The 25904-nt window shown below is 59.5% G+C and carries 25 protein-coding genes and 1 tRNA gene; 13 read left to right on the forward strand and 13 right to left on the reverse strand.

Going from position 1 to position 25904, the window contains the following annotated elements; all coding sequences use genetic code 11:
- Positions 1-19: 19 nt before the first annotated feature.
- Genes ACJ8HH_RS04770 through ACJ8HH_RS04790 form a run of 5 tightly spaced genes read right to left on the reverse strand, consistent with a single transcriptional unit; the run spans position 20 to position 5878 of the window.
- Positions 20-739, reverse strand: a complete 720-nt coding sequence (locus ACJ8HH_RS04770; RefSeq protein WP_033637933.1) for an enoyl-CoA hydratase-related protein — start codon at positions 737-739, stop codon at positions 20-22.
- Complete coding sequence (locus ACJ8HH_RS04775) at positions 732-1904, reverse strand: MFS transporter (protein WP_060426511.1); 1173 nt, start codon at positions 1902-1904, stop codon at positions 732-734. The genes ACJ8HH_RS04770 and ACJ8HH_RS04775 overlap by 8 nt, the downstream gene beginning before the upstream one ends.
- On the reverse strand, positions 1901-3112 hold the full coding sequence (hemA, locus tag ACJ8HH_RS04780; protein ID WP_033637936.1) for a 5-aminolevulinate synthase: 1212 nt from the start codon (positions 3110-3112) through the stop codon (positions 1901-1903). The genes ACJ8HH_RS04775 and hemA overlap by 4 nt, the downstream gene beginning before the upstream one ends.
- Positions 3113-3127: 15 nt before the next feature.
- Complete coding sequence (locus ACJ8HH_RS04785) at positions 3128-4339, reverse strand: acetyl-CoA C-acyltransferase (protein ID WP_060445608.1); 1212 nt, start codon at positions 4337-4339, stop codon at positions 3128-3130.
- Between the two features lie 9 nt (positions 4340-4348).
- Complete coding sequence (locus ACJ8HH_RS04790; RefSeq protein WP_060387554.1) at positions 4349-5878, reverse strand: 3-hydroxyacyl-CoA dehydrogenase NAD-binding domain-containing protein; 1530 nt, start codon at positions 5876-5878, stop codon at positions 4349-4351.
- 335 nt (positions 5879-6213) lie between these two features.
- On the opposite strand from ACJ8HH_RS04790, the gene ACJ8HH_RS04795 reads away from it, so the two are divergent.
- The 3 genes from ACJ8HH_RS04795 (at position 6214) to ACJ8HH_RS04805 (ending at position 8398) form a co-directional block, all read left to right on the forward strand.
- Entirely contained in the window at positions 6214-6930 is a 717-nt protein-coding gene (locus tag ACJ8HH_RS04795) for an autoinducer binding domain-containing protein (protein ID WP_197766171.1), read from the forward strand.
- 181 nt (positions 6931-7111) lie between these two features.
- Positions 7112-7540, forward strand: a complete 429-nt coding sequence (locus tag ACJ8HH_RS04800; RefSeq protein ID WP_033637941.1) for a universal stress protein — start codon at positions 7112-7114, stop codon at positions 7538-7540.
- A 177-nt stretch (positions 7541-7717) separates the two neighbouring features.
- Complete coding sequence (locus ACJ8HH_RS04805; RefSeq protein ID WP_033637942.1) at positions 7718-8398, forward strand: hypothetical protein; 681 nt, start codon at positions 7718-7720, stop codon at positions 8396-8398.
- A gap of 45 nt (positions 8399-8443) precedes the next feature.
- Here the strand turns inward: ACJ8HH_RS04805 and ACJ8HH_RS04810 are convergent, their stop codons facing one another.
- From ACJ8HH_RS04810 to ACJ8HH_RS04830, 5 genes are all read right to left on the reverse strand, one after another.
- Positions 8444-9457: an Ldh family oxidoreductase gene (locus ACJ8HH_RS04810; RefSeq protein ID WP_060387556.1), complete on the reverse strand. Its 1014-nt coding sequence runs from the start codon at positions 9455-9457 to the stop codon at positions 8444-8446.
- A gap of 19 nt (positions 9458-9476) precedes the next feature.
- Entirely contained in the window at positions 9477-11042 is a 1566-nt protein-coding gene (locus ACJ8HH_RS04815; protein WP_033646537.1) for an APC family permease, read from the reverse strand.
- Between the two features lie 44 nt (positions 11043-11086).
- Positions 11087-12703, reverse strand: coding sequence for an aldehyde dehydrogenase family protein (locus tag ACJ8HH_RS04820; protein WP_197766172.1), 1617 nt, complete (start codon positions 12701-12703; stop codon positions 11087-11089).
- 54 nt (positions 12704-12757) lie between these two features.
- A complete protein-coding gene (locus tag ACJ8HH_RS04825) occupies positions 12758-13678 on the reverse strand; it encodes a dihydrodipicolinate synthase family protein (protein ID WP_033654192.1) in 921 nt (306 codons plus the stop codon).
- A gap of 208 nt (positions 13679-13886) precedes the next feature.
- On the reverse strand, positions 13887-14741 hold the full coding sequence (locus ACJ8HH_RS04830; protein WP_033646534.1) for an AraC family transcriptional regulator: 855 nt from the start codon (positions 14739-14741) through the stop codon (positions 13887-13889).
- Between the two features lie 389 nt (positions 14742-15130).
- On the opposite strand from ACJ8HH_RS04830, the gene ACJ8HH_RS04835 reads away from it, so the two are divergent.
- The 4 genes from ACJ8HH_RS04835 to ACJ8HH_RS04850 are packed head-to-tail and all read left to right on the forward strand — an operon-like array spanning position 15131 to position 18720.
- The gene (locus ACJ8HH_RS04835) at positions 15131-16078 is read left to right on the forward strand and encodes a 4-hydroxyproline epimerase (protein ID WP_033646532.1); all 948 of its coding nucleotides are present in this window, start codon (positions 15131-15133) and stop codon (positions 16076-16078) included.
- Positions 16078-17202: an NAD(P)/FAD-dependent oxidoreductase gene (locus tag ACJ8HH_RS04840; protein WP_033646530.1), complete on the forward strand. Its 1125-nt coding sequence runs from the start codon at positions 16078-16080 to the stop codon at positions 17200-17202. The genes ACJ8HH_RS04835 and ACJ8HH_RS04840 overlap by 1 nt, the downstream gene beginning before the upstream one ends.
- Positions 17199-17459 carry a (2Fe-2S)-binding protein gene (locus ACJ8HH_RS04845; RefSeq protein WP_041034587.1) on the forward strand — a complete coding sequence of 87 codons (261 nt, stop codon included), beginning with the start codon at positions 17199-17201 and terminating at the stop codon, positions 17457-17459. Before ACJ8HH_RS04840 ends, ACJ8HH_RS04845 begins: the two co-directional genes overlap by 4 nt.
- Positions 17452-18720 carry an NAD(P)/FAD-dependent oxidoreductase gene (locus tag ACJ8HH_RS04850; protein ID WP_060443341.1) on the forward strand — a complete coding sequence of 423 codons (1269 nt, stop codon included), beginning with the start codon at positions 17452-17454 and terminating at the stop codon, positions 18718-18720. Before ACJ8HH_RS04845 ends, ACJ8HH_RS04850 begins: the two co-directional genes overlap by 8 nt.
- 41 nt (positions 18721-18761) lie before the next feature.
- On the opposite strand, the gene ACJ8HH_RS04855 is transcribed toward ACJ8HH_RS04850, so the two are convergent.
- Positions 18762-19121, reverse strand: a complete 360-nt coding sequence (locus ACJ8HH_RS04855) for a hypothetical protein (protein WP_033637955.1) — start codon at positions 19119-19121, stop codon at positions 18762-18764.
- Between the two features lie 544 nt (positions 19122-19665).
- On the opposite strand from ACJ8HH_RS04855, the gene ACJ8HH_RS04860 reads away from it, so the two are divergent.
- Both ACJ8HH_RS04860 and ACJ8HH_RS04865 read left to right on the forward strand, forming a co-directional pair.
- On the forward strand, positions 19666-19980 hold the full coding sequence (locus ACJ8HH_RS04860) for a hypothetical protein (RefSeq protein WP_033637956.1): 315 nt from the start codon (positions 19666-19668) through the stop codon (positions 19978-19980).
- Positions 19981-20151: 171 nt separating this feature from the next.
- Positions 20152-20583, forward strand: coding sequence for a hypothetical protein (locus ACJ8HH_RS04865; RefSeq protein WP_047568120.1), 432 nt, complete (start codon positions 20152-20154; stop codon positions 20581-20583).
- 18 nt (positions 20584-20601) lie between these two features.
- Here ACJ8HH_RS04865 and ACJ8HH_RS04870 read toward each other — a convergent pair whose 3' ends face one another.
- Positions 20602-20943, reverse strand: coding sequence for a GlpM family protein (locus tag ACJ8HH_RS04870; RefSeq protein ID WP_033637958.1), 342 nt, complete (start codon positions 20941-20943; stop codon positions 20602-20604).
- A 121-nt stretch (positions 20944-21064) separates the two neighbouring features.
- Positions 21065-21289 (reverse strand): DUF2594 family protein, encoded by a 225-nt coding sequence (locus ACJ8HH_RS04875; protein ID WP_004927950.1) that lies wholly within the window; start codon positions 21287-21289, stop codon positions 21065-21067.
- Between the two features lie 703 nt (positions 21290-21992).
- Between ACJ8HH_RS04875 and uvrY the strand changes: the two genes are divergently transcribed.
- The 4 genes from uvrY (at position 21993) to ACJ8HH_RS04895 (ending at position 25301) form a co-directional block, all read left to right on the forward strand.
- Positions 21993-22649 carry a UvrY/SirA/GacA family response regulator transcription factor gene (uvrY, locus tag ACJ8HH_RS04880; RefSeq protein ID WP_004927947.1) on the forward strand — a complete coding sequence of 219 codons (657 nt, stop codon included), beginning with the start codon at positions 21993-21995 and terminating at the stop codon, positions 22647-22649.
- Positions 22642-24474: an excinuclease ABC subunit UvrC gene (uvrC, locus tag ACJ8HH_RS04885; RefSeq protein WP_043147202.1), complete on the forward strand. Its 1833-nt coding sequence runs from the start codon at positions 22642-22644 to the stop codon at positions 24472-24474. Before uvrY ends, uvrC begins: the two co-directional genes overlap by 8 nt.
- A gap of 58 nt (positions 24475-24532) precedes the next feature.
- Positions 24533-25081: a CDP-diacylglycerol--glycerol-3-phosphate 3-phosphatidyltransferase gene (gene pgsA, locus ACJ8HH_RS04890; protein ID WP_033637960.1), complete on the forward strand. Its 549-nt coding sequence runs from the start codon at positions 24533-24535 to the stop codon at positions 25079-25081.
- Between the two features lie 144 nt (positions 25082-25225).
- Positions 25226-25301: transfer RNA gene (locus ACJ8HH_RS04895), tRNA-Gly, on the forward strand.
- Positions 25302-25904 lie beyond the last annotated feature (603 nt).

The raw sequence follows: 25904 nt of genomic DNA on the forward strand, positions 1-25904 counted from the left end.
AGGCGAACCGGCGGGAGAATTATCGGCGGGCGGCAGCCTGGCGCAGGCGCTCGACCGGGCCTTGTTGAAAAGCGAATGAGGGGGCTTCTTGCCGTGCCAGCCCCTGGCGCACGATGGCCTTCACCGTTTGGCTGGCGGCAAGATCTTTTGCGGCGATCTGTTCGGCGATGCGCAGCGCCTCTTCCCGGGCCGCCCCCTCGCTGATACGGGAAATGGCGCCGTGTGACAGCGCCTCCCGTGCGCCGACGGTTCTGCCGGTTAGCAGCCAGTCGAGTGCGACATAGGGGGAAATGCGCGTCGGCAAGCGCGCGCATCCGCCTTGTGCGGCGACTAACCCAAGCCCGGTTTCGGGGAAACTGAAGCGCGCGTTCTGGCCGGCGACGATCAGATCGCACGCCAGCGCCAGCTCAAAGCCGCCTCCGTACGCGATGCCGTCAACGGCGGCGATGATCACCTTGGCGATCTGCGCATGGATCAGCCCGCCAAACCCCTCCGGCGTGACGATGGGCAGTTCGCCCTGACGGAAGGCGTCGACATCCATGCCGGCGGAAAATACCGCCGGTTGACCGGCCAGAACGATCGCGCGCACCGAGTCATCGTTATCCGCCTGCCGCAGGTAAGTGCGGATCAGCTCGGCCATCTGCAGGTTGATGGCGTTCTTTTTTTCCGGCCGATTGAGGGTGATGACCGCAACCTGCTCGCCATGGCGCTCATAAAGCACCGGGAGGGCTTTACTCATTGCCGGTCTCTCCCCGGAAAAACAGCAGTGTCAGCAGCAGGGCGATGGCGCCGAGCGGCAGCGAAAACAGCGGCAGGTAATAGGCCGGCAGCGCGTAGAGCGTCAGGCCGCCCAGCATGCCGCCCGCCGCGATGCCGGCGTACAGCACCGAGCTGTTGAGCGACACGGTCAGCGCGCCAAAGCGTTTCGACAGCGACAACAGGTGATGCTGGATCGGCACCAGGTACATCCAGCCAGTGATGCCCCAGACCAGAAAGATGGCCAGCACCCACCAGGGGGAAGTGACATAAAAGGCCAGCAGGAACAAGGACAGCGTCTGGATCGCCACGGAAAACAGCAGCACGAACTTGCTGCCGAGGGCATCGGTTAACGCGCCGGAGGCAAAGTTGCCGATCACCGCGCCAATGCCGAACACCAGCAGCGCGAGGGGCAGGATCGCCTGCGGGCCGAACTGGGTGTTTTTCAGCAATACGCTGACGTAGCTATAGACGATGTGTTCCGAGCAAACGGCGAAAAAGGTGATCAGCAGCGTGGTCAGCACCGCCTTTTGCCGCAGCGGGGCGAGCCGCTCTTTCAGCGAATGCTTGCCCGGCGGCGCGATGGCGCGCAGCGCCAACGACAGGCCCAGCAGCGCAATCGCCCCCAGCAGGGCGATGAACAGGAAGATTTCACGCCAGCCGATCAGTTTGGCGAGAAAGGTACCGAACGGAATGCCGAGCGCAATAGCCAACGTCATGCCGCCATAGACGATGGAAATGGCCAGGCCGCGGCGTTTTTCCGCCACCAGCCCCACCGCGGCGGCGGCGGCCTGCGGCGTGTAACAGGCTGCTCCCAATGCGGCCAGCACTCTGCCGAACGAGATCTGCAGGTAGCTGGTGGCCCAGGCGCAGGCCAGGTTGCCGGCGATGAACAGCACCAGCGCCAGCTGCAGGATATGCTTGCGGTTGACGTTGCCCAGCAGCCAGGCGGTCAGCGGCGCGAACAGCATATAAGCCAGTGCGAATACCGATATCAACTGCCCCGCTTGCGCAGGGCTGACGGCAAAGGTGTCGGAAATGTCACTGAGCACGCCGGCCACGATAAAGGCGTCGGTGCCGATGGCGAACGTGCCGGTCGCCATCAGACAGAGCGTGACCAGATGGCCGTTATAATCCGCTAGCGTCATCCCGCCCTCCGCAGATCGTTCGCCGCCCAGACTCGCCCCAGCGCGGCCAGGAACGTCTCCACGTCGGCATGGGAGTGCGCCGAGGTCGGCGTCACCCGCAGCCGCTCGCTGCCTGCGGGCACCGTCGGCGCATTGACCGGTTGCACGTAAATATCATGCTCATCGAGCAGCACTTTGCTGATGTGTTTGTTGCGGTGCGGATCGCCGACCCGCAGCGGCAGGATATGGCTGTCGGCCGACACCAGCGGGATGCCGGCAGCGCGCAGGCCGGTTTTCAGGTGATCGACGATCGCCAGCAGGTGCTTGCGCTGGGTGTCATGCTCGAGGTTGTATTTAAAACTGGCCAGCGCGGCGGCCACCACCGGCGCCGGCGACGAGGTGCTGAAGACGAATGCCGGAGCCCAGCTGCGCACCGCCTCCACCACCGAGCGGGGCGCGGCGATATAACCGCCCGCCGCGCCGTAAGATTTGCCGAACCCGCCCTGAATAATGGTGATTTTATCCAGCAGGCCCAGCTGTTCGGCGTAGCCCAGCCCCCGTTCGCCATAGACGCCGGCGGAGTGGATCTCGTCGAGATAGGTCAGCGCCTGATATTGCTCCGCCAGCGCCACGATCTGCGCCAGCGGGGCGAAGTCACCGTCCATGGAATACAGCGACTCGAAGGCGATCAGCTTTGGCCGCGCCGGATCGGCGGCCTGCAGCAGTTCGGCAAGGTGTGCCACGTCGTTGTGGCGGAAGATCTTTTTCTCCGCTTTGCTGTAGCGGATACCGTAAATCATCGAGGCGTGATTCAGCTCGTCGGAGAACACGATCAGATCGGGAATGGCGTCGCACAGGGTGGACAAGGTGGCGTCGTTGGCGCCGAAACCGGTGGTGAACAGCAGCGCCGACTCTTTGCCGTAGGCGCTGGCCAACAGCGTTTCCAGCTCACTGTGGTAGACCGAGGTGCCGGAAATGCTGCGGGCGCCGCAGGTGCCCAGCCCGACCCGGTTAACCGCTTCGGTGGTGGCTAGCAGCACTTTGGGGTGGTGGCTCATCGCCAGATAGTCGTTCGAGCACCAGACGTTGAGGCGGCGCTCACCGTGGTGCCCGTGGCTGGTGGCCCAGGGTTTGTCCTGCACGCCGCGTTCAAGGTTGAGGAACTCGCGAAAACGCCCCTGTTTTTTGGTTTCCGCCAGCTTTTCTTCAAGAATGTTCAGTACGCTCATCGTATGTTCCTTGTGTTAAACGGCTTTAAGGTTTAATGACAGCCCCTGACCGACGCCGACGCACATCGTCACCAATGCGTTGCCGGCCTGCCGATCGCGTAGTTCCAGCGCCGCCGACAGCACCAGGCGCGCGCCGGACATCCCCAGCGGGTGACCGAGCGCGATGGCGCCGCCGTTCGGGTTGACCCGCGCGTCGTGGGCGTCGATGCGCCAGTGTTTCAGCGCCGCCAGAACCTGTGAGGCGAAGGCTTCGTTAATCTCGATGATGTCGAAGTCGTTCAAGGTGAACCCGCCGCGCTGCAGCAAGCGCTCGGTGGAGGCGATCGGCCCCAGCCCCATCAACGCCGGTTCAACGCCGGCGGCCGCGCTGTCGCCGATCTCCGCCAGCGGTTGCCACCCTTGGCGTTTCACGTAGCGCCCGGAAGCCAGCAGCAGCGCGGCGGCGCCGTCGTTGATGCCGGAAGCGTTGCCCGCGGTGACCGAACCGCCGGCGGAGAACGCCGGTTTCAGCGCCTGCAGCTGCTGCAGCGTGCTGAGGCGCGGGAACTCATCCTGCGCGAATGTACGCGTGGTCTTGCGATCCGCCGGCACGTCCACGGGCGTGATTTCCCGCGCCAGCCGGCCGCTGTCGATCGCCCGGCGGGCCTTTTGCTGCGAGGCCAGCGCGAACAGATCCTGCTCCTCGCGCGAGATGTACTGCCGTTGAGCCACGTTTTCCGCCGTGATGCCGAGCGGATCGCTGCCGTAGCGCTCCGCCAGCCGCGGGTTAACAAAGCGCCATCCCAGCGTGGTGTCGTACAGCTTCACCCCCTTGTCGAACGGCGTGTCGCCCTTGCTCAGCACATAGGGCGCGCGGCTCATGCTTTCCACGCCGCCGGCCAGAATCAGTTCGCTAAGGCCGCTGCGGATTTTCGCCGCGGCGTAGATCACCGCATCCAACCCAGAGGCGCAAAGGCGGTTGAGGGTGATGGCCGGCACCGACGGATCCAGCCCGGAAAGCAGCGCCGCCATGCGGGCGACGTTGCGGTTGTCCTCGCCGGCCTGGTTGGCGCAGCCCAGCACCACTTCGTCCAGCTTCGCTTCCGCCGCCGGATGGCGCTGCAGCAGACTGCGGATGATCGTTGCCGCCATGTCGTCGGGGCGGGTATGCGCCAGGCTGCCGCCATAGGCGCCAATCGCCGTGCGCGTGCCGTCGATCAGATAAACGCCGTCATCGTTAATGCTCATCATGGATCCTTAAGGCGTGGTCGTCAGCACCGGTTGCGCGGCGTGTAGAAGGGTGTAATGCGGCGCATAGCGTGCCGCGTGCAGCAGCTGCGCCAGGTTGCTCAGCGTCGTCCTGACGTTTTTCTCCCCCAGGCTATCGAGCCAGCCGAAAATGCCGTCGGCGTAGTTAACGCCGGCGACGGCGGCGACATCGATGTCTTCCCGGCTGCAGACGCCGCTTTCCACCATGATCACCGACTCGTTGATCAGGCTGCTGAGGACGCGGGCGACGATCAGCGCCGGGGAGTCCTTGATAAATTCAACCTGCGGGATTGCCGTGTGCAGCAGGCGTAAAAACAGCGCCTTATTGGCCGCAGAGGCGTGGCGGTTGTGCGCTGCCACCAGATACGCCGTGTCGGCGTAGTTCAGGGCGACATCGACCACAAAGGCATCCGCCGCCGTCAGCTCCGCCAATTGGCTCGCCGTGCGGCCATCGGTGACGCTGACGGTGAAAGCCTCATTGATCTGGACGGCCGGCCCCAGACCCGGTAAGGCCGGCCGTTGCTCCACGCGCAGCCGTGGCCACTGAAGCGCGGCCCGCTGTTGCAACAGGGTAAAAAAAGGGTGTTCGCCGTAAACGCGCAGCGTCTCGACGTCTGCATTGGAGGCGGCCGTTACCGGTAAGGCGTTTTCTTCGGCGGCAAAATAGGAGCGGCCGTTCTTTTTCCCCAACAGACCGGCATCGACCAGCGAACGCTGCAGATGGCCGGGGGTATAGCGCGGATCGTATTGCATGTCCTGCCAGATTTGCCGGCTGACCTGATAGTTGATGTCCTGGCCGATAAAATCGGTCAGCTCGAGCGGCCCCATGCGAAAGTGCCCGCCGGCCTTGAGGGCGCGGTCGATCTGCGGCGCGCGCGCCACGTGTTCTTCCAACAGGCGGAACCCTTCCAGGTAGTAGGGGCGGGCCATGCGGTTGACGATAAACCCCGGCGTGGCCTGGCAGACGACATCGCGTTTCCCCAACGCGGCCACCAGCTGACGGCAACGTTCGGTGGTGGCGCGTGCGGTAAAGTAGGCCGGGATGATTTCAATCAGTTTCATCAGCGGCGCGGGATTGAAAAAGTGCAAACCGATAAACCGCTCGCTGTGCGTCACCGCGGTTGCCAGCTTGTTAAGCGACAGTGAGGAGGTATTGGTGGCGATCAGCGTGTCGGGCTTGACCGCCGCGGCGATGGCCGCCAGCACCTCAAGTTTGGTTTGCTCTTGCTCGGCGATGGTTTCTATCACCAGATCGCTGTCGGCGATAGTCTCAAACACCGAGGTGAACACCAGATTGGCCAGCACTGCGCCTTTATCCTGCAGCGCGATCTTGCCCTGTTCGACTTTCTTGTTCAGGTCTTGCGCGATATATTCGCGAGCCTGATTGAGGGTATTGCCGTTGCGATTATAAAGCACCGTGCGAATGCCTTTTTGCGCGAAAAGATAAGCGATGCCTCTGCCCATCGTTCCCGCACCGATAATCGCAGCCGATTGAATTGCCGCATTACTTTCTGCCATAGAAAATCCCCGTCACTGTATGCCATGCGAAATTCGCAAATGCTTATTATCTCTTTGGATTTACGGCGGCACCGGGTGCCTGTCTGGAAAGTAATTGGCGGTGCCTTGGCTGTCTAACGGTAGAAATGACAGGTTTACGCGCCGAGGATATTATGCTATTCGCGTAGTTTTCCTGTGCGGCGCAATAAAAAGGCTTATTTTAAGGGGAATAGCTGTTTTCGTTATAGCGTTGGTATTTTTTATTATATGAAACGGCTACTGACGCCGGACGGCGATATTCTATAGTGAGTCTGACCTATCGATAAATCGGCATCGCTATCTGGAGAACCTGCGTTATGGATACCCGCACTCAACGGCTCATGGCGGAGGTGATTGGCAGCCTGGCCGATCGCGAACGTTTTCTGACGCAGCTGGGGCCCTGCGCTGAGGCGTTGGGGTTTGATTATTTCTCCTACATCGTGTTTTCCTGTTATCCGGCCAGCCGCCCCAAGATGCTGATCGAAGGGAATTTTTCAGCGAACTATCTCGAAGATTATCGGCGGCAGCGGGTGTATTTGCAGGATCCGGTTATTGAGCGCGCTCACCATTCCACGCTGCAGTTTCAGTGGGACGAAAGCTTTTATCACGAGCGGCCGCTGGTTTGGCGGCATATGGCGCAGTTCGGCCTGTGCGCCGGTTGGTCGCAGTCGGTCAAGGATTGCTATGGCCGGCTGGGGATCCTGACGTTTGCCGGCAAAGCGCTACCCGAGCAAACGCCGCAAGCGCGGGTGGCAAATGAAACCTTCTTCCTTTGGCTGGCGCAAACCGCCCATAAAACGCTGCGTGAAGCCTTGATCTCGGTGAACGACGACGCGATAAAAGATGTGCTGACGCTGCGCGAAAAAGACATCCTACGCTGGTGCAGCGAAGGGAAAACGGCGGAAGAGATCGCGCTGTTGATGGGGGTGAGCGAGCGCACGGTCAATTTCCATATCGGCAACTCGATTAAAAAACTTTCTGTCGCTAATAAGACCGCCGCCACCGCCAAAGCGGTTTATTTGCAGCTGATTTAATCTTGAGTAATAAATAATTAAGTCCCTATCCGTTATCGGCGTGATGTTTATATTTTGTTAAATTAAGAACTGTCCTTATTCAGTATTTACCCCCCGATCACAAAAGCGTGATAAAGCGATTCACCGCCGCCGTGCGCGGCAGTATTCTGTAGGCACCCGGTTTACATAGAAAGGACGTGATATGTACAAGACTATTTTAGTGCCGATCGATATTGAAGAGGATCTGTTGACCGAGCATGCGCTGAAGCATGTGGAATATTTGGCGAAGCTGTCCGGCGCTAAAGTGCATTTCTTCCATGCGCTGCCGGATGCCTCGGCGTTTGTTACTGCCTATTCGTTCGGTCTCAAGGAGTTTGAGAATCAGGCGGAAGTGAAGGCGGTGGATAAACTGAAGAAAATCATGTCGGAAATCGATCTGCCGTTGGATCGCCTCAATTACACCGTCAGCTTCGGCTCTGCACGCGATCAGGTGTTGGAACTGGCGGAAGAGATCGACGCCGATCTGATCATCATCGGTTCGCGTCGCCCGAGCGTGAAAACCTATCTGCTGGGATCTAACGCCGCCGCTATCGTTCGCCATGCCAATATTTCGGTAATGGTGGTCAGATAATCCATCTTAAGCCCACCGTTTTCGGGCGCGTTCTGCGGTTGCCGGTCGGCAGCAGAGCGTGCCTGGCGCTTTATTGCCATCTCAGCCTGAGCTGCTACGATTTTAGCTGACGTTTTTATGCCAACCGGGCCACCGGCCTTGCGCATATTCTTCATCTCAGCCAGAAGAGGGGCAGCTATGCCATTAGAAGTCGATGGGATTATCAGAGGCGATCGGGGCAGTGAACCGAGCCGTTGGCAACATGCGTCAACCAAGCCGCTTATTACGCTGACCTGGCATCACACCATTCCCTGGAACTGTTTGCGTAATGTCTGGAATGGTCTGGTGGCGGGGCAGCATTGGGACGCGCTGGACGAGTTTATGAACCTGATCGGTGTGCCAAACCGCGCCGAGGTGCTCAAACAGATCAAAAATAAAAATCTGCAGGATCGCGATGGATTACACACTCTGGTGACCTGGCAAGGATGGAATATCGTCGAGGGGCCAGGTAACGAATATCGCGCGCAGGGGGACGATCCCGGCGAAAACTTCGACGGTTGGTCGGGTAAGGGAATGAGCACTAATCAGCAAGCGACGCTGCAGCAGGTCAACGTGTTGTATCAGGTGATGGCGCCGTTGGGAAGCCGGGCGCTGGATGCCGCCAGACAGGCGCCGCCCATTACCGCTGAGGAAGCGGGCGTCTTGCAACGGACGATTAAACAGACCCGCCCAACGTTGCGAGGAAAGGAACCGATCCGGTGGCAAGAAGATATGTGGCATCAGGTGCAGCCGGGTAAAGAGGCGAAACACTTTGCCCGCTGGGATACCAAACCGGTGTGGCGCAAGCGCCTGCACAGCGATCTGGCTCAGGCAGGATAAGCCTTTCCCCGCGCCGGGTTGCCGGCGCGGGGCATTAACCCGGCGCTAATCGCACAGCGCCACGATTTCGTCGTACAACGTCCTGGGGATTTCCACGCCGTATTGCTCGCTCTGGCGCCGCTGCCGATAACGGCGTTCGCCGGGAATGCGTGCGCCTTGCGCCTGCATATCGGCAAACATCGCCTCTGCTCCGGCGAAATATTTCGCCTTATCCGCACCGAGAAAACGCTCAGGATCCAACGCGATGATCAGCTCACCGCCGTAAGGCGACGAACCGGTGCCGTCGTCATAGGCCAGCGATTCCTTGCTGGTCATATCGCCGATCAGCGGCCCGGCCAACAATTCCACCATCGCTGCCAGCGCCGAGCCCTTATGCCCGCCGAAGGTCAGCATTGCACCCTCCAGCACGCTGGCGGCATCGGTGGACGGATTGCCCGCCTTATCAATGCCCCAGCCTTCAGGCAGCGGGGTGCCGGCGCGGCGATGCAGTTCGATTTCGCCGCGCGCCGCCGCGCTGGTGGCCATGTCGAACAAAAACGGCGGCCGATCCGCACGCGGCCAGCCGAAGGCGATGGGGTTGGTGCCGAACAGCGGTCGCGAACCGCCGGCCGGCGTCACCCACGCGTGGCTGGGCGTGCAGGCCAAGGCCACCAACCCCTGTTCGATCAGCGGTTCGATGTCGGCCCACAGCGCGGAGAAATGCACGCAGCGGTTGATCGCCAGCGCGGCGATGCCATTGGCGCGCACCTTCTCGATAAAGACCGGCAGAGCGGTGCGGTAGGCCAGCAGGGAAAACGCGCCGCCGGCGTCGGCGCGCAAGATGGCCGGTGCCTGGTCGAACAACCTGGGCATCGCATCGGCAGAGACCTTGCCTGCCCGCAGCGATCGCACGCAGCCCAACAGCCGGTATAGCCCGTGAGAAGCGCAGCCGTCGCGTTCACCCTGGGTGACATTTTGCGCCACCGCCTCGGCATGAGCCGGATTGAAACCGTTGCTGCGCAGCGTACGCAACGCCAGTTGATAAGCCTGTTCCAGCGACAGCACGTGCATGGATGTCATTTCGATGTCCTCCCCGAGTTCATTCTTCTTCATCGCCGATAAAATTGGCCTGGGGTAAACAGGTATAGGCGCCCCAGTAGTAAATCGCCAGCGCAATCACCGCCATGGTGAGGGTGTCCCACGGGTGGGCAATAGCGCCGATGCCGCCAAAGCTGCTGAGATAGGAAAGCCCGATCACCAGCGCATAGAAGACGATCAGCCACAGCGAGGACCAAATTTGCTGCCGGAGGCTAACGGCATGGGTCGGCACCTGATTCTTGAACAGGATGTAGATGAAGAACATCAGGATCTGCAAGCCGAGCAGCCAGGAGACGGTGTCCCAGCCGGACCAGAAGACGATCAGCGCCGAAATGATAAACGACAGCGGGCCGAGCACGCAGAAACCGCGCACCCGGAACGGACGCGGCATATCGGGCGCATTGCGCCGCAGCCCGGCGGCGGTGACCGGGGCGATGGCGTAGCTCAGCACCAGGGCGGCGGACACCACGCCGATCAGCTTTTCCCACGACGGGAACGGCAGCGTCCAGAATACCGAGAGAGCGAAGGTCAACCACAGCGCCGGGCGGGGGATGCCGGAGTCGCCATCCACCCGGGTGAACAGTTTGAAGAAGGTACCGGCGCGTGCCCAACCGTAGATCACGCGAGGCGTGGCGTTCATATAGATGTTGCCGGTGCCGCTCGGCGAAACGATCGCGTCGCTGACCACCAGAAACGCCAGCCATCCCATGCCGAGCGTGATGGCGATGTCGCGGAACGGCAGGGAGAACTGTTGGCTGATGCCGGCCCAGCCGCCGCTCAGCATCTCGCTGGGGATACTGCCGAGAAACGCTATCTGCAGCAGCACATAGATGATGGTGGACAGCACCACCGACAGGATCAGCGCGATGGGAATGGTGCGCTGCGGCCGTTGCACCTCGCTGGCGACCGAAATGATCGGCGTCAGGCCGAGGTAGGCAAAGATGATGCCGCCGGCGGAAATGGCGGCCTCAACGCCGGCGGAACCGAAGGGGGCAAAGCCCTGGCTGTGCAGGTTTTCCGGTTTGAAAAAGCTGAACAACACCACGATCACCAGCAGCGGCACCAGAAACTTCAGCACGCTAATCAGGTTATTGGATTTGGCGAAGGTTTTTACGCTGTAATAGTTGAGCGCGAAGAAAAAGCACAGCAGCGCCAACTGCACCAGCCAGCCGACCGGGGTCGGGTCGCCGGAACCCGGCTGGCTGAGGAACGGGAACCAGGCGGCGGCGTACTGCCGGGCGGCGACGACTTCGATGGCGATCAGGCTGGAGAAGGCGATCAGCGTGATAAATCCCAGCAGATAACCCATCAGTTCGCCGTGTGAGAAGACCGGATAGCGAATGATGCCGCCGGCGCGCGGCAGGGCGGCGCCCAGCTCGCAGTAGACGATGCCGAGCAGCAGCACCGCCAGGCCGCCGATCAGCCAGGAATAGATGCCGGCCGGGCCGGCGATGGAGGAGACATGGCTGGCGGCGAACAGCCAACCGGAGCCGAAGATGGCGCCCAGACCGATGAACGTCAGATCGGTGAGCGTAAGCTGCTTCTTGAATTTGCCTTGGGTTGTCATGGTATTACCCTTTTGTTATTGAGTGGCAGGCAGATGCGGCCGGGCTAATTTTGGGCAGGTGAAACCAGGGGATCTCGGGTGTAAACGCCGTTCACCAGCCGTAGCAGGTTGAGCGGGTTGGCGTCCTGCAGCGCCGGCGGCAACAGCGCTGCGGGGGTGTTTTGCAAACAGACCGGCCGCAGGAAACGCTCGATGGCCAGCGTGCCTACCGAGGTGCCGCGCGCGTCGCTGGTGGCCGGATAAGGGCCGCCGTGCACCATGGCGTCGCACACCTCCACCCCGGTCGGATACCCGTTGAACAGCACCCGACCGGCTTTGCGCGCCAACAGGGACGTCAGCCCGGCGGCCATCGCGAGATCGTCGTCGTCCGCCAGCAGCGTGGCGGTCAACTGGCCTTGCAATGCCGCCAGCGCCGCATGCAGCTGCGCTTCGTCATCCATCGTCACCAGGATGCTGACCGGGCCGAAGACCTCTTGTTGCAGCAGCGGGTCGGCCTGCAGCAGCAGCGCCCCCTCCGCCTGATAAAGCTGCGCTGCCGCGCGAAGAGCGGGCGTTTCGCTGCGGCCTGCCAGATGCCGCATACCCGGGTGGGCATCGAGGGCCGCCAGCCCGTGACGGTAGTGCTCCAGCGTGCCGGCATTCAGCATCGGCTGCGGCTCGGCGGCGTTGACTAGGGCGCTCATCGTTTCGGCCAGCCGATCGAAGGCGGCGCCGCGCAGCGCGACTATCACGCCGGGCTTGGTGCAGAACTGACCGCAGCCGAGCGTGAAGGAAGAGACCAGTTCCTGCGCGATGCGCTGCTCGCGCCGCGCCAGCGCCTTGGGCAGGATCACTACCGGGTTGATGCTCGACATTTCGGCGAAGACCGGGATAGGTTGAGGGCGTTGCGTCGCCAGATCGAAGAGCGCCCGGCCACCTTGCAGCGAGCCGGTGAATCCCACCGCCTGAATCGCCGGATGTTGTACCAAATCGGCCCCCACGCGGTTGCCGAAGATCATGTTGAAGACGCCGGCGGGCATCCCGGTGCGTTCCCGTGCGCGCTCGATCGCCTGAGCGGTCAGCTCCGCGGTGATCATATGGCCGCTGTGCGCCTTGAACACGATCGGGCAGCCGGCGGCGAGCGCGGCGGCGGTGTCGCCGCCCGCGGTGGAAAACGCCAGCGGGAAGTTGCTGGCGCCGAAGACCGCCACCGGGCCGAGCGCCGTGCGGTATTGACGCAGATCGGGGCGCGGCAGGGGGGAACGCTGCGGCAGCGCGCAGTCGATGCGCACGCCCTCGACGTCGCCGCGCCGCAGCAGCGTGGCGAACAGCCGCATCTGGCCGCTGGTTCTGGCACGTTCGCCGCTCAACCGCGCCTGGGGCAAGGCCGTTTCCTGCATGGCGAAGGCGAAGAAAACATCATCCAACGCGTCTATCTCCTCGGCGATGGCGTCGAGAAAGTTAGCGCGTAGTTCCGCGCTGAGCTGCGAATAGGGCGCAAAAGCCGCGGCGGCGGCTTCGGCGGCGGCGGCGGTTTCTGCCGCCGTGGCCTGGTGGAAGCGGTAGCCGGTCGGCTGACCGTCGTCGGCGCGCAGGCTGAGCAGCGCCGCTTCCCCTTCGGCGCGGCGCTGGCCGCCGATAAATTGTTGGCCGCTGATGGCGGCATAGCGAGCGTTGGGCATCGGTTCCCCCGGTAGAGAAAGCATGACGCCCGGCATGGCCGGGCGGTGAAGGCGTTACAGGCCGACGTTCGGCAGCGCCGGGCGAGTGGCCAGCGCTTTATCGATCATGGCGTTGATCTCGCTGAGCGTTTCCCCCTGCAGCGCCAGGCGCGGCGGACGAGTGACGGCGCTGCCGCGGCCGACTCGCTGCTCGCAAAGCTTGATGCACTGCACCAGGTCAGGGCGGGCATCGAGGTGCAGCAGCGGCATGAACCAGCGGTACAGCGCCAATGCTTCCTCATAGCGTTTTTCCTTCGCCAGCCGGAACAGGGTTTCCCCTTCGCGCGGGAAGGCATTGGACATGCCGGAGATCCAGCCTTGCGCGCCGACGGCGATGCTTTCCAGCACCACATCGTCCAACCCGGCGAACAGCACGAAGCGATCGCCGACTTCGTTGCGCAGATCGATAAAGCGGCGGGTGTCGCCCGACGAGTCTTTGAAGCACACGATGTTCTCGCAGTCGACCAGCGAGGTCAGGATGTCGGGCGTGACGTCATTTTTGTAAATAGGAGGGTTGTTGTAGACCATGATCGGCAGATCGGTCGCGCCGGCGACGCTGCGGAAATGCGCGGCGGTTTCGTGCGGCTTGGCGGAGTAGACCAGCGCCGGCATCACCATAATCCCGTCGACGCCGGCCTTTTGCGCTTCACGCGCCATATTTTGCGCGAAGGCGGTGGTGAACTCGGCGATGCCGGCGATCACCGGCACTTTACCGTCGGCGGCGTCTCTCGCCACTTCGATCACCGCCAGCTTTTCCTGCACCGTCATTGAGGTATTTTCACCGACGGTGCCGCACACCACCAGGCCGGAGACACCGTCGCGCACCAGGTTTTTGATCACCGTATGAGTGGCGTCGAGATCCAGAGAGAAATCGTTGCGGAACTGGGTCGTCACCGCCGGGAATACGCCGCTCCAGCTTATGGCTTTATGGCTCATCGTGTTTGTCCTGTCGTCCGTAAGTGTTAATGAAAAGTGAATCTTTGGTAAGGCTCACCGACAGATTGACCGGTATTGCGCAGGGAGGCTTGACGCTTTTCGCCGATTGCCGCGACGAAATTGGCACAATGCCGGCGGAACGCGGGCGTGAAAAATCCGGGCGCCGGCGCACCGTGAAAAGAGGGGGGTAACCAGATAAATCAGCGCGTTAAGCGGAAAGCGTCAGGCGGAAATCGCGCGGCGTGGAGCCGGTCATCGCTTTGAACTGACGGCTGAAGGCGCTGTGATCGGTGTAGCCGCACTGCAGCGCGATGTCGGTGATCGGCAGATCGCCGGCCAGCAGTTCAGTGGCCTTTTCCAGCCGCACTTTATGGATCATCTGGCGCGGGGTGAGGTGGAAGATACGTTTGCAGTAGCGTTCGATCTGCGCCACCGACAACCCGGTCAGTGCCGTCAGCTCCTCAAGCGCGATCGGCCGGGCATAGTGGCGGCGGATGTGCACGTCGATCGCCGCCAGCCGTTGGTAGGCCGGGTGATTGGCCCTGGCCTCCTGCAGATCGTGAGAAATACCCGCCATACCGATGATTTTTCCCTGTGCATCATACAGCGCCAGCTTTTGCGTCAGGCACCAGCCGGTTTCTCGGCCGTTGTACAGGTGCATTTCCAGCTGATCCTGGATCAGCACGCCGTGGCGCAATACCCGCAGATCCTGCTCGGTATAGTCGGATCCGAGCTGAGCGGGAAAAACGTCGGCGGAGGTTTTGCCCAGCAGCGGCGTGACGGTTTTGAAACCGCAGCGCCTGGCCAGCGTGAGGTTGGCCAGCAGGTAGCGGGCCTGGGCGTCTTTGATAAAGAACACCACGTTGGGGATCGCGTTCAGCAACGGCGCGATCAGCGCCAGCGTATTCAGCAGATCGCGCAGGTTGTTCGGGCGCTGCTGCGCCAGCCCGTCGCACAGGCGTGACAGATGTTCGACGGCAAAAACGTCCTCCTGTTCCGGCAGCCCCACGAGTGAAGGCGGCGAGAGAGAAACCGGAGGCTGATAGTCTGAAGTGGATCTCATAGCAGTCCCTTTTCGGTCGTTAGCCGGGAAAACAGGCGGGTCAGGTTGATGTCTTCGCATCAATATTAACTTTTCTGTAACGAATCAAGCGCTATTTCCGGCCACCTGCCAAATATGCGGATTGCCGCATACTTTTGCCGGACGGCGCGTGGCGGTTGCTTGAAAACTGCGGCGTTTCTCGTCATGCGGAGATTTAGCATGAAAGTAACGTCATGATAAATAAGTTATTGTTATGGCATTCGTTAATATCATGCCCGCAACGCGTCAGGCCTGACTTTTGTCACTATGCTGATTTCTTCATTCGCCGCGCCGAAACGCATCAAGCCGTTAAGCCCACATTCGTTCAGGCTAACGCTATTGGTAACATCTCATTAACTCAGGAGACGCCGATGGCACTTTCTGCGCATATCACCGCTTTGCGGGCGATCGATTCTCATACCGGCGGAGAGCCGACCCGCCTGATCGTGGAAGGTTTTCCCGATCTCGGCGCGGGCAGCATGGCGGAACGGCGGGCGCGCTTCGCGCAACATTATGATGATTGGCGCTGCGCGGTGATGCTCGAACCGCGCGGCAATGACGTGCTGGTGGGGGCGTTGCTGTGCCGCCCTTGCTCGCCACAGGCCACCGCCGGGGTGATCTTCTTTAACAACAGCGGCTATCTGGGCATGTGCGGGCACGGCACTATCGGGCTGATCGCTTCGCTGGCGCACCTGGGGCGCATCCACGCCGGGCGCCATCTGATAGAGACCCCGGTCGGCCCGGTAAACGCCACGCTGCACGAGGACGGCAGCGTCACGGTAGAGAACGTGGCGGCTTATCGTTACCGCCGCCAGGTGCGGCTTGAGGTGGCGGGTTACGGGCCGGTGACCGGTGACATCGCCTGGGGCGGCAACTGGTTCTTCCTGATCGGCGAGTCGCCGTTGTCCATCGATAAACAAAATCTGGAGGCGTTGACCGCGTTCACCTGGGCGGTGCGGCAGACGTTGGAACAGGCGGGCATTCACGGTGAAGACGGCGGAGCGATAGACCATATCGAACTGTTCGGTGACGATCCGCAGGCCGACAGCCGCAGCTTTGTGCTGTGCCCCGGTAAAGCCTATGATCGTTCCCCGTGCGGCACCGGCACCAGCGCCAAACTGGCGTGTCTGGCGGCGGACGGCAAACTGGCGCCGGACACGCAGTGGCGGCAGGCCAGCGTGATCGGCAGCGAATTCCAGGCCTATTATCGTTGGAACGGCGATCGCATCGCCCCCTTTATTCGCGGGCAGGCCTACGTGTGCGCCGATAGCCAGCTGCTGCTCGACGAACGCGATCCCTTCGTCTGGGGAATACGCTGATGGGCGCCGAGCGGGGAGCCGATGTCATCGTGGTCGGCGCCGGCATCATCGGCGCCGCCTGCGCCTGGCGGTTGGCGCGGGAAGGCTATCGCGTCTCGGTGGTGGACGATCGCCGCGCCGGCGCCACCGCCGCCGGCATGGGGCATCTGGTGTGCATGGACGATAATCCGGCCGAGCTGGCGTTGAGCGCTTATTCGCTGCGGTTATGGCGTGAAGTGACGGGGCGCATGCCGCAAGCGTGTGCCTGGCGCGGCTGCGGAACGCTATGGCTGGCGGATAAAGCGGATGAAATGGCCATCGCCGAGCAAAAGCGGGTGCGGCTGGCGGAGCAGGGCGTGGCCGCGGAATTGCTGACGGCGGAACAGATCGCCGCCATGGAGCCGATGCTGCGGCACGGCCTGGCCGGTGGGCTGCGGGTGCCGGGCGACGGCATTCTGTATGCGCCGCTCGCGGCTCGCTGGCTGTTGGCCGACGGTGGTGCGGCAATCGACGTGGTGCACGGCGAAGCGGCAGCGCTGGAAGAGGGAGCCGTGCGGCTGGCGGACGGCAGGCGCCTGGCCGCGCCGGTGGTGCTCCTGGCGTGCGGCCTTGGGGCCAATGGCCTATTGCCGCAGACTTTGCTGTACGCCAAAAAGGGCCATCTGGCGATCACCGATCGCTACCCGCTGCGGGTGCGGCATCAACTGGTGGAGTTGGGGTATGGGGCCAGCGCGCATGCCAGCGACGGCACGTCGGTGGCATTCAATGTGCAGGCACGGCCCACCGGGCAATGGCTGATCGGTTCTTCTCGCCAGTTCGGCGCCGTCGATTCGGTGTTGGACATGCCGCTGTTGGCGGCGATGCTTGCGCGTGCGCAGCATTTCTTGCCCGCACTGGCGCAGATGAACATCATTCGCTGCTGGACCGGGCTGCGCGCCGCCTCCGCCGACGGGCTGCCGCTGTTGGGCGCGCATCCACGGTATTCCTGGCTGTGGCTGGCACTGGGGCACGAGGGATTGGGCGTCACGACCGCCCTCGGCAGCGCTGCGCTGATCGCTGCGCAGATCGGCCGGCAAACGCCGGAGATTGACGATTCCCCGTATTTGGCGGCGCGGGCGTTTGCCGCCGAGGAGCTGCCTGTATGAATGAAAGACAAAACACGATCACGTTGAGCATCGATGGCGAGCACCGGCGGGTGCCGGTTGGCCTCAGCGTTGCTGCGGCGCTCAGCCTGTGCGGCGACGATCGTTGTCGGTTGTCTGTTTCACATCAACCGCGCGCTCCCTTTTGCGGCATGGGCGTTTGTCAGGAGTGCCGGGTGAACATTAACGGTCTGCGTCGCCTGGCGTGCCAAACGCTGTGCCAAGCCGGCATGCGCATTGAGAGGAGCGATGATGAGTAACTTAGACTGTGAGGTGCTGATCGTCGGTGCCGGGCCGGCCGGCATGGCGGCGGCGCTGGCCGCGGCGGAAAGCGGTGGCCAGGTGCGAATGATTGATGATAATCCGCATCCCGGCGGGCAAATTTGGCGCGATGGGCCACAGGTGGTTTTGCCTGAAACGGCGAACCGCTATCGGCAGGCGGTGGCGACGAAGGAAAATATTGCGCTGCAGCCCGGTTGCAAGCTGGTGGCGCAGTGTGGCGCTAACCGATTGGCGTATGAAGACGCCGATGGCTGCGGCGTGATTCGCTATCAAAAGCTGATTCTATGCAATGGCGCGCGTGAACTTCTGCTGCCGTTCCCCGGCTGGACGCTGCCGGGGGTGACCGGCGCCGGTGGTCTACAGGCGCAAATCAAGCAAGGGCTGGCTATCCGCGGCGAACGAGTGGCGATAGCCGGCAGCGGGCCGCTGCTGTTGGCGGTGGCGAACAGCGTGAAACAGGCCGGAGGCGAGGTGGTGCTGGTGGCTGAGCAGGCGCCGCTTTGGCGGTTGGCGGCGTTCGCCGGCGGCCTGTGGCGTTGGCCAGGCAAGCTGCGTCAGGCGCTTTCTCTGATGCCGCATTGTTACCGTGCCGGTAGCCGGGTGCAGGCGGCGTTGGGGCAAGAACGTTTAACCGCGGTGTGCGTCAATAACGGCGGGCGGGAAGGAACGATCGCCTGCGACAGGTTGGCCTGCGGTTTTGGTCTGGTGGCGAACATTGAGTTGGCGATGCTGCTGGGGTGTCGGATAGAACACGACGCCGTAGCGGTGGATCATTGGCAGCAAACCAGCCAGGTGCAAATTTTTGCTGCCGGGGAATGTACCGGCATCGGCGGCAGTGAATTGGCGCTCACCGAGGGCGCCATTGCCGGTTATGCTGCCACCGGGCAACGGGAAAAGGCGGATCGCCTGGCGGCGCAGCGGCGGCGATGGCAGCGTTTCGCCACGGCGGCGGCCAGTGCCTTCGCTCTCGATGAGCGCTTGGATTCGCTGGCCAAACCACAAACGCTGCTGTGCCGCTGTGAAGACGTCATGCTGGAACAGGTGCGCCATCAGCCGGATTGGCACACTGCCAAGCTGGGCAGCCGCTGTGGCATGGGGGCATGTCAGGGTAAAGTCTGTGCGACGGCGGCGAGGCAGCTTTTTGGCTGGCCTTTGCCGCCGCCGCGTGTGCCTTTAACGCCGGTCAGAGCGGAAACGTTGGTTGCGCTGGGGCTGCTTGGCGATGACGACGACGGCTGAATGGGTTAGCGGGCATTCCGCACCCGGCAAACGCCGCTATATCACCATTGCGGCCAATAGTAGGTTTTCTCTCGCCAGCCTTTGCCGTACATGCAGGCTTCGATGGTGGCGTCTCGTGCGGACTGATTGCGATCGGTTTGCACTGTTTTAATCGACGGTTCCTTGTCATAGCGGTATCCCGATGGACAGTCTTTCTTATTTTTCTCGCAAGGAATGTATTTGTTTTCGTAGCTGAACTCCACGTCCCGCACCACGTCCGGCGGAAAACGTTCGTAGCCGCGACTGCGGCATTCGGCATATTCGGCATTTCGGGTACTCTCAACCGCGCCGGGCCTTTCCCATTGGGTGCAGGCGGTCAACATCAATAACGGCAAGGCAATCAAACAACGGCAATTCTTCATGGTGTCCCTAACTCTTTCTCTATCCTGAGGCTCGCTGACTAGGAATGTTCCTAACCGGTGAGGTAGGGAAGTGTAATAAACTGGCGCAATAATTGGAAATGATAATGGTTATTGTTTAGGTATGATTGAGGAAGTGCCGCTTTGAGAGAGAATGTGGCGCATTGAGTGAAGTCTGTAGGAAGCGGCGACCTCATGGCGAGGGCAGGTCGATGTGGCGCTGGTTTTATTCATTCTCTTTTTGCCGCAAGGATCCGAGCATCATTGCATCGTTATGAGTAGAGAAATAATATGCAGGCTAAGTATGTTCTTAGCTGGTTTGAATATTATCTTTATTTAGGATATTTACCCATGCCAAGAATTTAATTCTCGGTATTAATACCCTATTTTTTTATTTCTGTTTTTTTAATGGGGTTTTATTTTCGGATTTTATCCAGGAAAGAATTTTTAGTTACAGGGAATTCATTTGCATTTTAATTTTGGATTTTTTAAATTCAGTTCAGAGGAAAGATAACCGTTCGCGACAGCTACAAAAAAGGAGTTTATTTTGTCAGGGATAAAGAAAACGCCTGAAAGTCATGACGGTTTACCTGCACCATCAGAGGATTATGATACTTTTAAGCACCTCTCCGATGTTGGCTCCGTGTTGGGATATGGGCGAACTCGCTTTTATCAGTGGTGCCGTAGCCGCGGATTTCTAACTCCGATGAACGTTCCGTCTCATGAAATGATCGCCCTGGGATATATGGTGGCGGTGTTATCAGAGACCGGCCATACCCGGGTTTACGTCACGCAGGATGGTTTCAGTTACGTCAGTGGCGCTTTTGCTGCAGATATTCAACGTGGCATGATCAAGTTTTAAATCTGCAAGAATCTCCTTTATTTCAATGGCTTTAATGCAGAATCTTCTTATCCCTGCAGGTTCGTGGGAGGAGTGGGAAGTTATCCGATTTTTTCGTCTCTGCGATATGAATGCTACTGGAGACAGCTATTCTCTTGTTACGATAAGCATTATTTTCTTCAGGAGCCAAGGATGAAGCATTACGCCGCGTTGTTATTTGCCTCTGCACTGTTGACGGGATGTGCGACCCAAGCCGTGCCGCCGCAACAGGCTGAGTTGCCCCCCCCAAGCCGTCTGATGCTCTATCAGAATATCCCGGATACGCCTTACGCCACGGTGGTGGTGGTGCGCGACAGCGGAATGCTGGCGGGCAGCTGCCGCACCGGCGTCTATGTGAATGGGGAGTTTGCCGCTTCGCTGGAGGCGAAAGAAAAAGCAGAGTTTCGCGTGCCGCCAGGCAATGTTTCGGTCAGTATCGGGCAAGATATGATCGAGAATCACCTGTGTATTTGGCGTGAGACCGGCGGCAGCATACCGATGACGCTGCGCGCCGGTGAAAGCCGCTATCTGCGTATCGCCGGCGATCGGCAGCGTGGCTTCGTTTTGCAGGCGGGGCGACCGTAATCTGCCCTGGCAAGGGCGTTAACGCCCTTGCCACCATCCCCACAGCGTAATGAGTAGCCACGCTGCCGCAATCCAGCACAGTACCGCCGCCCCCAGAGCCAACGACAGCCGCAGACTGTTGATCAGGAAATACAGCGAGATCAAATACACCAGGTAGGGTAGCACCGCCCACATGCCAAAAATCAGCGTGGTTTTCAGCGCCGCAATGGAACGCTCGTTGCCGACAATGTAATGCGCAATCAGGGCGAAAGTGGGAAAGAGCGGGACTAAACCGGCGATATAATAGTTGCGCGTTTTGGCCAACAGGCCGATCAGAACCACGACCAGTGCGCCGATCAGCGCTTTGACAAGGATGGCCATAACGGTCTCGGGTGTGGGGGAAAGTCAACACACTGCCCGAAAGCACGTGCAAGATCAATGGGGTGTGGAGTAGCGCGGTGAAAAGCAGACCCACAAGAAGTGCGGGTCTGGGACGCAACGCTTACTGACGGTAAGCGTGCTTGATTTGCTGAATGCTGTTCTTGAAGATTTCCGCCTGGGTAGGATCTTCAATCTGGGCGATGAAACGTTCCATGTTGATGATGACTTTCCCGGCGTCGGCCTGGCCGATCGACTTCAAGATCAGCGTCAGCGTAGCTTTGAGGCAGGCAACCTCGGTCGCCAAGATTTCCGGGTTTGCAGACGTAGTGAAATCAACGTTGCTCATTTTCTCTCCTGATTTTTTGAGGCCGTAGCCTGATACAAGCTGCTTTGGCACGCCGCGTGCGGGCTAAACGTTGCCCCGCGCGCAGCGGCGAATTTAACTGGGCGCGGAGTATAGCATAGCATGCGTCCGTCATCTGCACCGGGCTTGCTCCGGTCATGCGGGTGGGCAACGTTCGCTCATTGCCATGCTGAATCATCCGCTGTCGGCCAGTTATTTCGAGGTGGTTAACAAGTATTTGTCCGGCACGTTATTGTTGAACAATGGGGGGAATTATAATTATTTGGGCGGGGAACACCGATTTTACCGGCGTTTGCCGGGAATAATAGTTTCGAACGCGGGTTGCCAAACCCACGTTGGCGGCGGATTTTGTTACGCCTTTAAATATCAAATGATTACAAAAAGCCAACGGCCGTGTTAATATTATGCATGTCGCGATTGCTTACACAGATTTCTCACGCGCAACATGATTGTCGCGCTATCCTGTGTTTGGTGCAGCGCCGCGCAATTATTTTCGTCGTCCGATCTTTTCCAACGTGACGATTTATCGGCGGCATAGACGGCTAAAATTGAAAAATCAGCTCTGCTCCGCAAAGTTATTCGAAAGTATGTATTAATCTGTGTTCATTCTTGTCTGAAAAACAAGTAATATCTCTGGCGAAAACAGAGGCCGATTGCGTTACTCCCTTTTTTTGGAGATTTTTCCTTGATTAGCGTTCTTCTTGTTGATGACCACGAACTGGTGCGCGCAGGGATACGACGCATTCTTGAAGATATCAAAGGTATAAAAGTTGTCGGTGAGGCTCAGTGCGGTGAAGACGCCGTAAAATGGTGCCGTGGCAACGCTGTCGATATCGTGCTGATGGACATGAATATGCCGGGCATTGGCGGGCTGGAAGCCACGCGCAAGATTGTGCGTTATGCACCCGACGTCAAAGTCATCATGTTGACCATCCATACTGAAAATCCTTTGCCCGCGAAGGTGATGCAGGCGGGTGCCGCCGGTTACCTGAGCAAGGGCGCCGCGCCGCAGGAAGTGATTAACGCCTTGCGTTCCGTGCATGCGGGGCAGCGCTATATCGCGTCTGATATCGCCCAGCAGATGGCCCTGAGTCAGCTGGAGCCGCAGGCTGAAACGCCGTTCAGCTGCCTGTCTGAACGCGAGTTACAGATCATGTTGATGATCACCAAAGGCAAAAAGGTGAATGAGATCTCGGAGCAACTGAGTCTCAGCCCGAAAACGGTGAACAGCTACCGTTACCGCATGTTCAGCAAACTGAATATCAGCGGCGACGTCGAATTGACTCACCTGGCCATCCGACATGGATTGTTCAATGCGGAGACGTTGTTAAGCAGTGAATGACCGTTTTGATGCCAAAGCCTTCCTGAGTACCGTCACCAGCCAGCCCGGCGTCTACCGTATGTACGACGCCACGGGTACGGTGATCTACGTCGGTAAAGCCAAAGACCTGAAAAAGCGTCTCGCCAGCTATTTTCGGCAGCAGGTCAGCAGCCGTAAAACCGAGACGCTGGTTAAAAATATCGCGCAAATAGACGTAACGGTTACCCATACTGAAACAGAAGCGCTGCTGTTGGAACATAACTACATTAAATTGTACCAACCGCGATATAATGTTCTTTTGCGAGACGATAAATCTTACCCGCTGATTTTTCTCAGTGCGGATACCCATCCCCGTTTGGCGATGCATCGCGGCGCCAAACACGCCAAGGGCGAATATTTCGGGCCTTTTCCCAACTCTTACGCCGTACGCGAAACGCTGGCGCTGCTGCAGAAGCTGTTCCCGATCCGCCAGTGCGAAAACAGCGTATATCGCAACCGGTCGCGCCCGTGCCTGCAGTATCAGATCGGCCGCTGTCTGGGGCCTTGTGTTGCCGGCCTGGTGAGCGAAGAAGAATACCGGCAGCAGGTGGACTATGTACGGCTGTTTCTTTCGGGCAAAGATCAGCAGGTATTGCACCAGCTGATTGCGCGTATGGAAGAAGCCAGCAAACTGCTTAATTTCGAAGAGGCGGCGCGCATTCGCGATCAAATTCAGGCCGTGCGCCGCGTCACCGAGCGGCAGTTCGTGTCGGGCGACAGCGACGATCTGGACGTGATCGGCGTGGCGTTCGATGCCGGTATGGCGTGCCTGCACGTGCTGTTCATCCGTCAGGGCAAGGTGCTGGGCAGCCGCAGCTATTTCCCTAAAGTGCCGGGCGGCACGGATATGGGCGAAGTGGTGCAGACCTTTGTCGGTCAGTTCTATCTGCAGGGCAGCCAGGCGCGCACGCTGCCCGGTGAGATCCTGCTGGATTTCAGCCTGCCGGAAAAAGACCTGCTTGCGGAGTCGCTCTCCGAGTTGGCGGGGCGCAAGATCCAAATTCAAAGCAAACCGCGCGGCGACCGCGCCCGTTATCTGAAGCTGGCGCGTACCAACGCGGCAACGGCGTTGACCACCAAGCTTTCGCAACAGTCGACTATTCATCAGCGGCTGGCGGAATTGGCCAAGGTGCTGAACCTGACTGAAATCAACCGCATGGAGTGCTTCGATATCAGCCACACTATGGGCGAACAGACCGTGGCTTCGTGCGTGGTGTTCGACGGTAACGGCCCGGTGCGAGCGGAGTATCGGCGCTACAATATCAGCGGCATCACTCCCGGCGATGACTACGCGGCGATGACGCAGGTGCTGAAGCGCCGTTACGGCAAGGCGCTGGAAGAGAAAAAGATCCCGGATGTCATCTTTATCGACGGCGGTAAAGGGCAGCTCGGCATGGCGATCGACGTCTTCAAATCGCTGAACGTCACCTGGGACAAGAATAAGCCGCTGCTGATTGGCATCGCCAAAGGCGCCGATCGCAAGGCCGGATTGGAAACGTTGTTCTTCGTGCCGGAAGGCGAGGGGATTTCGCTGCCGCCGGATTCGCCGGCGCTGCATGTGATCCAACACATCCGCGACGATTCGCACAATCATGCGATTACCGGCCACCGGCAGAGAAGGGCGAAAGTCAGAAATACCAGCGCATTGGAGCTGATTGAAGGCGTAGGGCCGAAACGGCGCCAGGTGCTGTTGAAGTATATGGGCGGACTGCAACCTTTGTTGAACGCCAGCGTGGAGGAAATTGCAAAAGTGCCGGGTATTTCACAAGCATTGGCAGAAAAGATCTACAATGCATTGAAACACTGAGGGCAATGTAGCAACATACTCTTAATTTCCACTCTAGCCAGATAGTTACCGTAGCATTATGCAATTGAATATACCGACTTGGCTTACCCTGTTTCGCGTAGTTCTGATCCCATTCTTTGTGCTGGCGTTTTATCTGCCGTTCAACTGGGCTCCGATGGTTTGCGCCGTTATCTTTGTGTTCGCCGCCGTCACCGACTGGTTTGACGGCTTTCTGGCACGCCGCTGGAAACAAACGACGCGCTTCGGGGCGTTTTTGGATCCGGTCGCGGACAAAGTGATGGTGGCGGTGGCACTGGTGCTGGTGGCGGAGCACTACCACAGCTGGTGGATCACGCTGCCGGCGGCCACCATGATCGCCCGTGAAATCATCATTTCGTCGCTGCGCGAGTGGATGGCGGAAATTGGCAAGCGCAGCAGCGTGGCGGTATCCTGGATCGGCAAAGTGAAAACCATGGCGCAGATGATGTCGCTGGTGGGTTTGCTGTGGCGGCCGGATCGCTCCGTAGAGTATGTGGCGATTGGCTTGCTGTATATCGCGGCGGTGCTGACTTTCTGGTCGATGTTCCAATATTTGAAAGCGGCGCGCAACGATCTGCTGGAACCGTGATCGATACGCTGCAAAAATCGGCAAACGATCGTGATGAGCCAACAATTTTATTGACTCATCACGTCAGGCAAGTAGAATGCATCGCATCAGACGACAACGATGAATTGCCGAAAGATAGCAAATAAATCAGTCAGTTCTGGTAATGCGGGAATAGCTCAGTTGGTAGAGCGCAACCTTGCCAAGGTTGAGGTCGCGAGTTCGAGCCTCGTTTCCCGCTCCAAACATTAGCCTGTTGAATCCCCGTGATTCAGCAGGTAAGCGAAAAGGGGCTTCGGCCCCTTTTTCGTTTTCTATTCCTTTGCCGTCCGGTGAAACCCTTCTTCATCCTGCTAGCTCGATTATTGCCACTATATCTGCTGTCGTTTTCATACCCCAGGATGCATCCGTTGCATGGTGCAATCAGGCACATTTGATTGGGCGCCGTACGGTGTACAATCTGACGTCAGTCTCCAGCCTTGCAGTTGCGTTGGCCGTTCGGGGCAGCGGCACCGGAGATTCATGATAATGTTATGCCTGATATCCCATCACCATAAGCAAGTGAAAAGCTGCAGAGGGCGCGGGTAAGCGATTCCTGCTGAGAAAAAAGATCCGATTTGCCCGTGAATCCCTGAACCGATGCATATAAAATCAACATTTCGCTTGCCTTTGCGTTGGCATTGTGAACAGTGCGCCCACAAAATAAGCAGTTGAAAGCGTTAGAGAACTTTTTGCTATTTCGAGGGGTTGCCAAGGTGGGGGGTTTAGTCCATAATGCAGTCCATCGATTCGGCGGTAACGAAATAAATTACTTAAGAATCAGATGATTAAGATAAGCGATTTCAAC

It is taken from the genome of Serratia sp. CY32780 (assembly GCF_052169135.1).
Lineage (GTDB): Bacteria > Pseudomonadota > Gammaproteobacteria > Enterobacterales > Enterobacteriaceae > Serratia > Serratia sarumanii.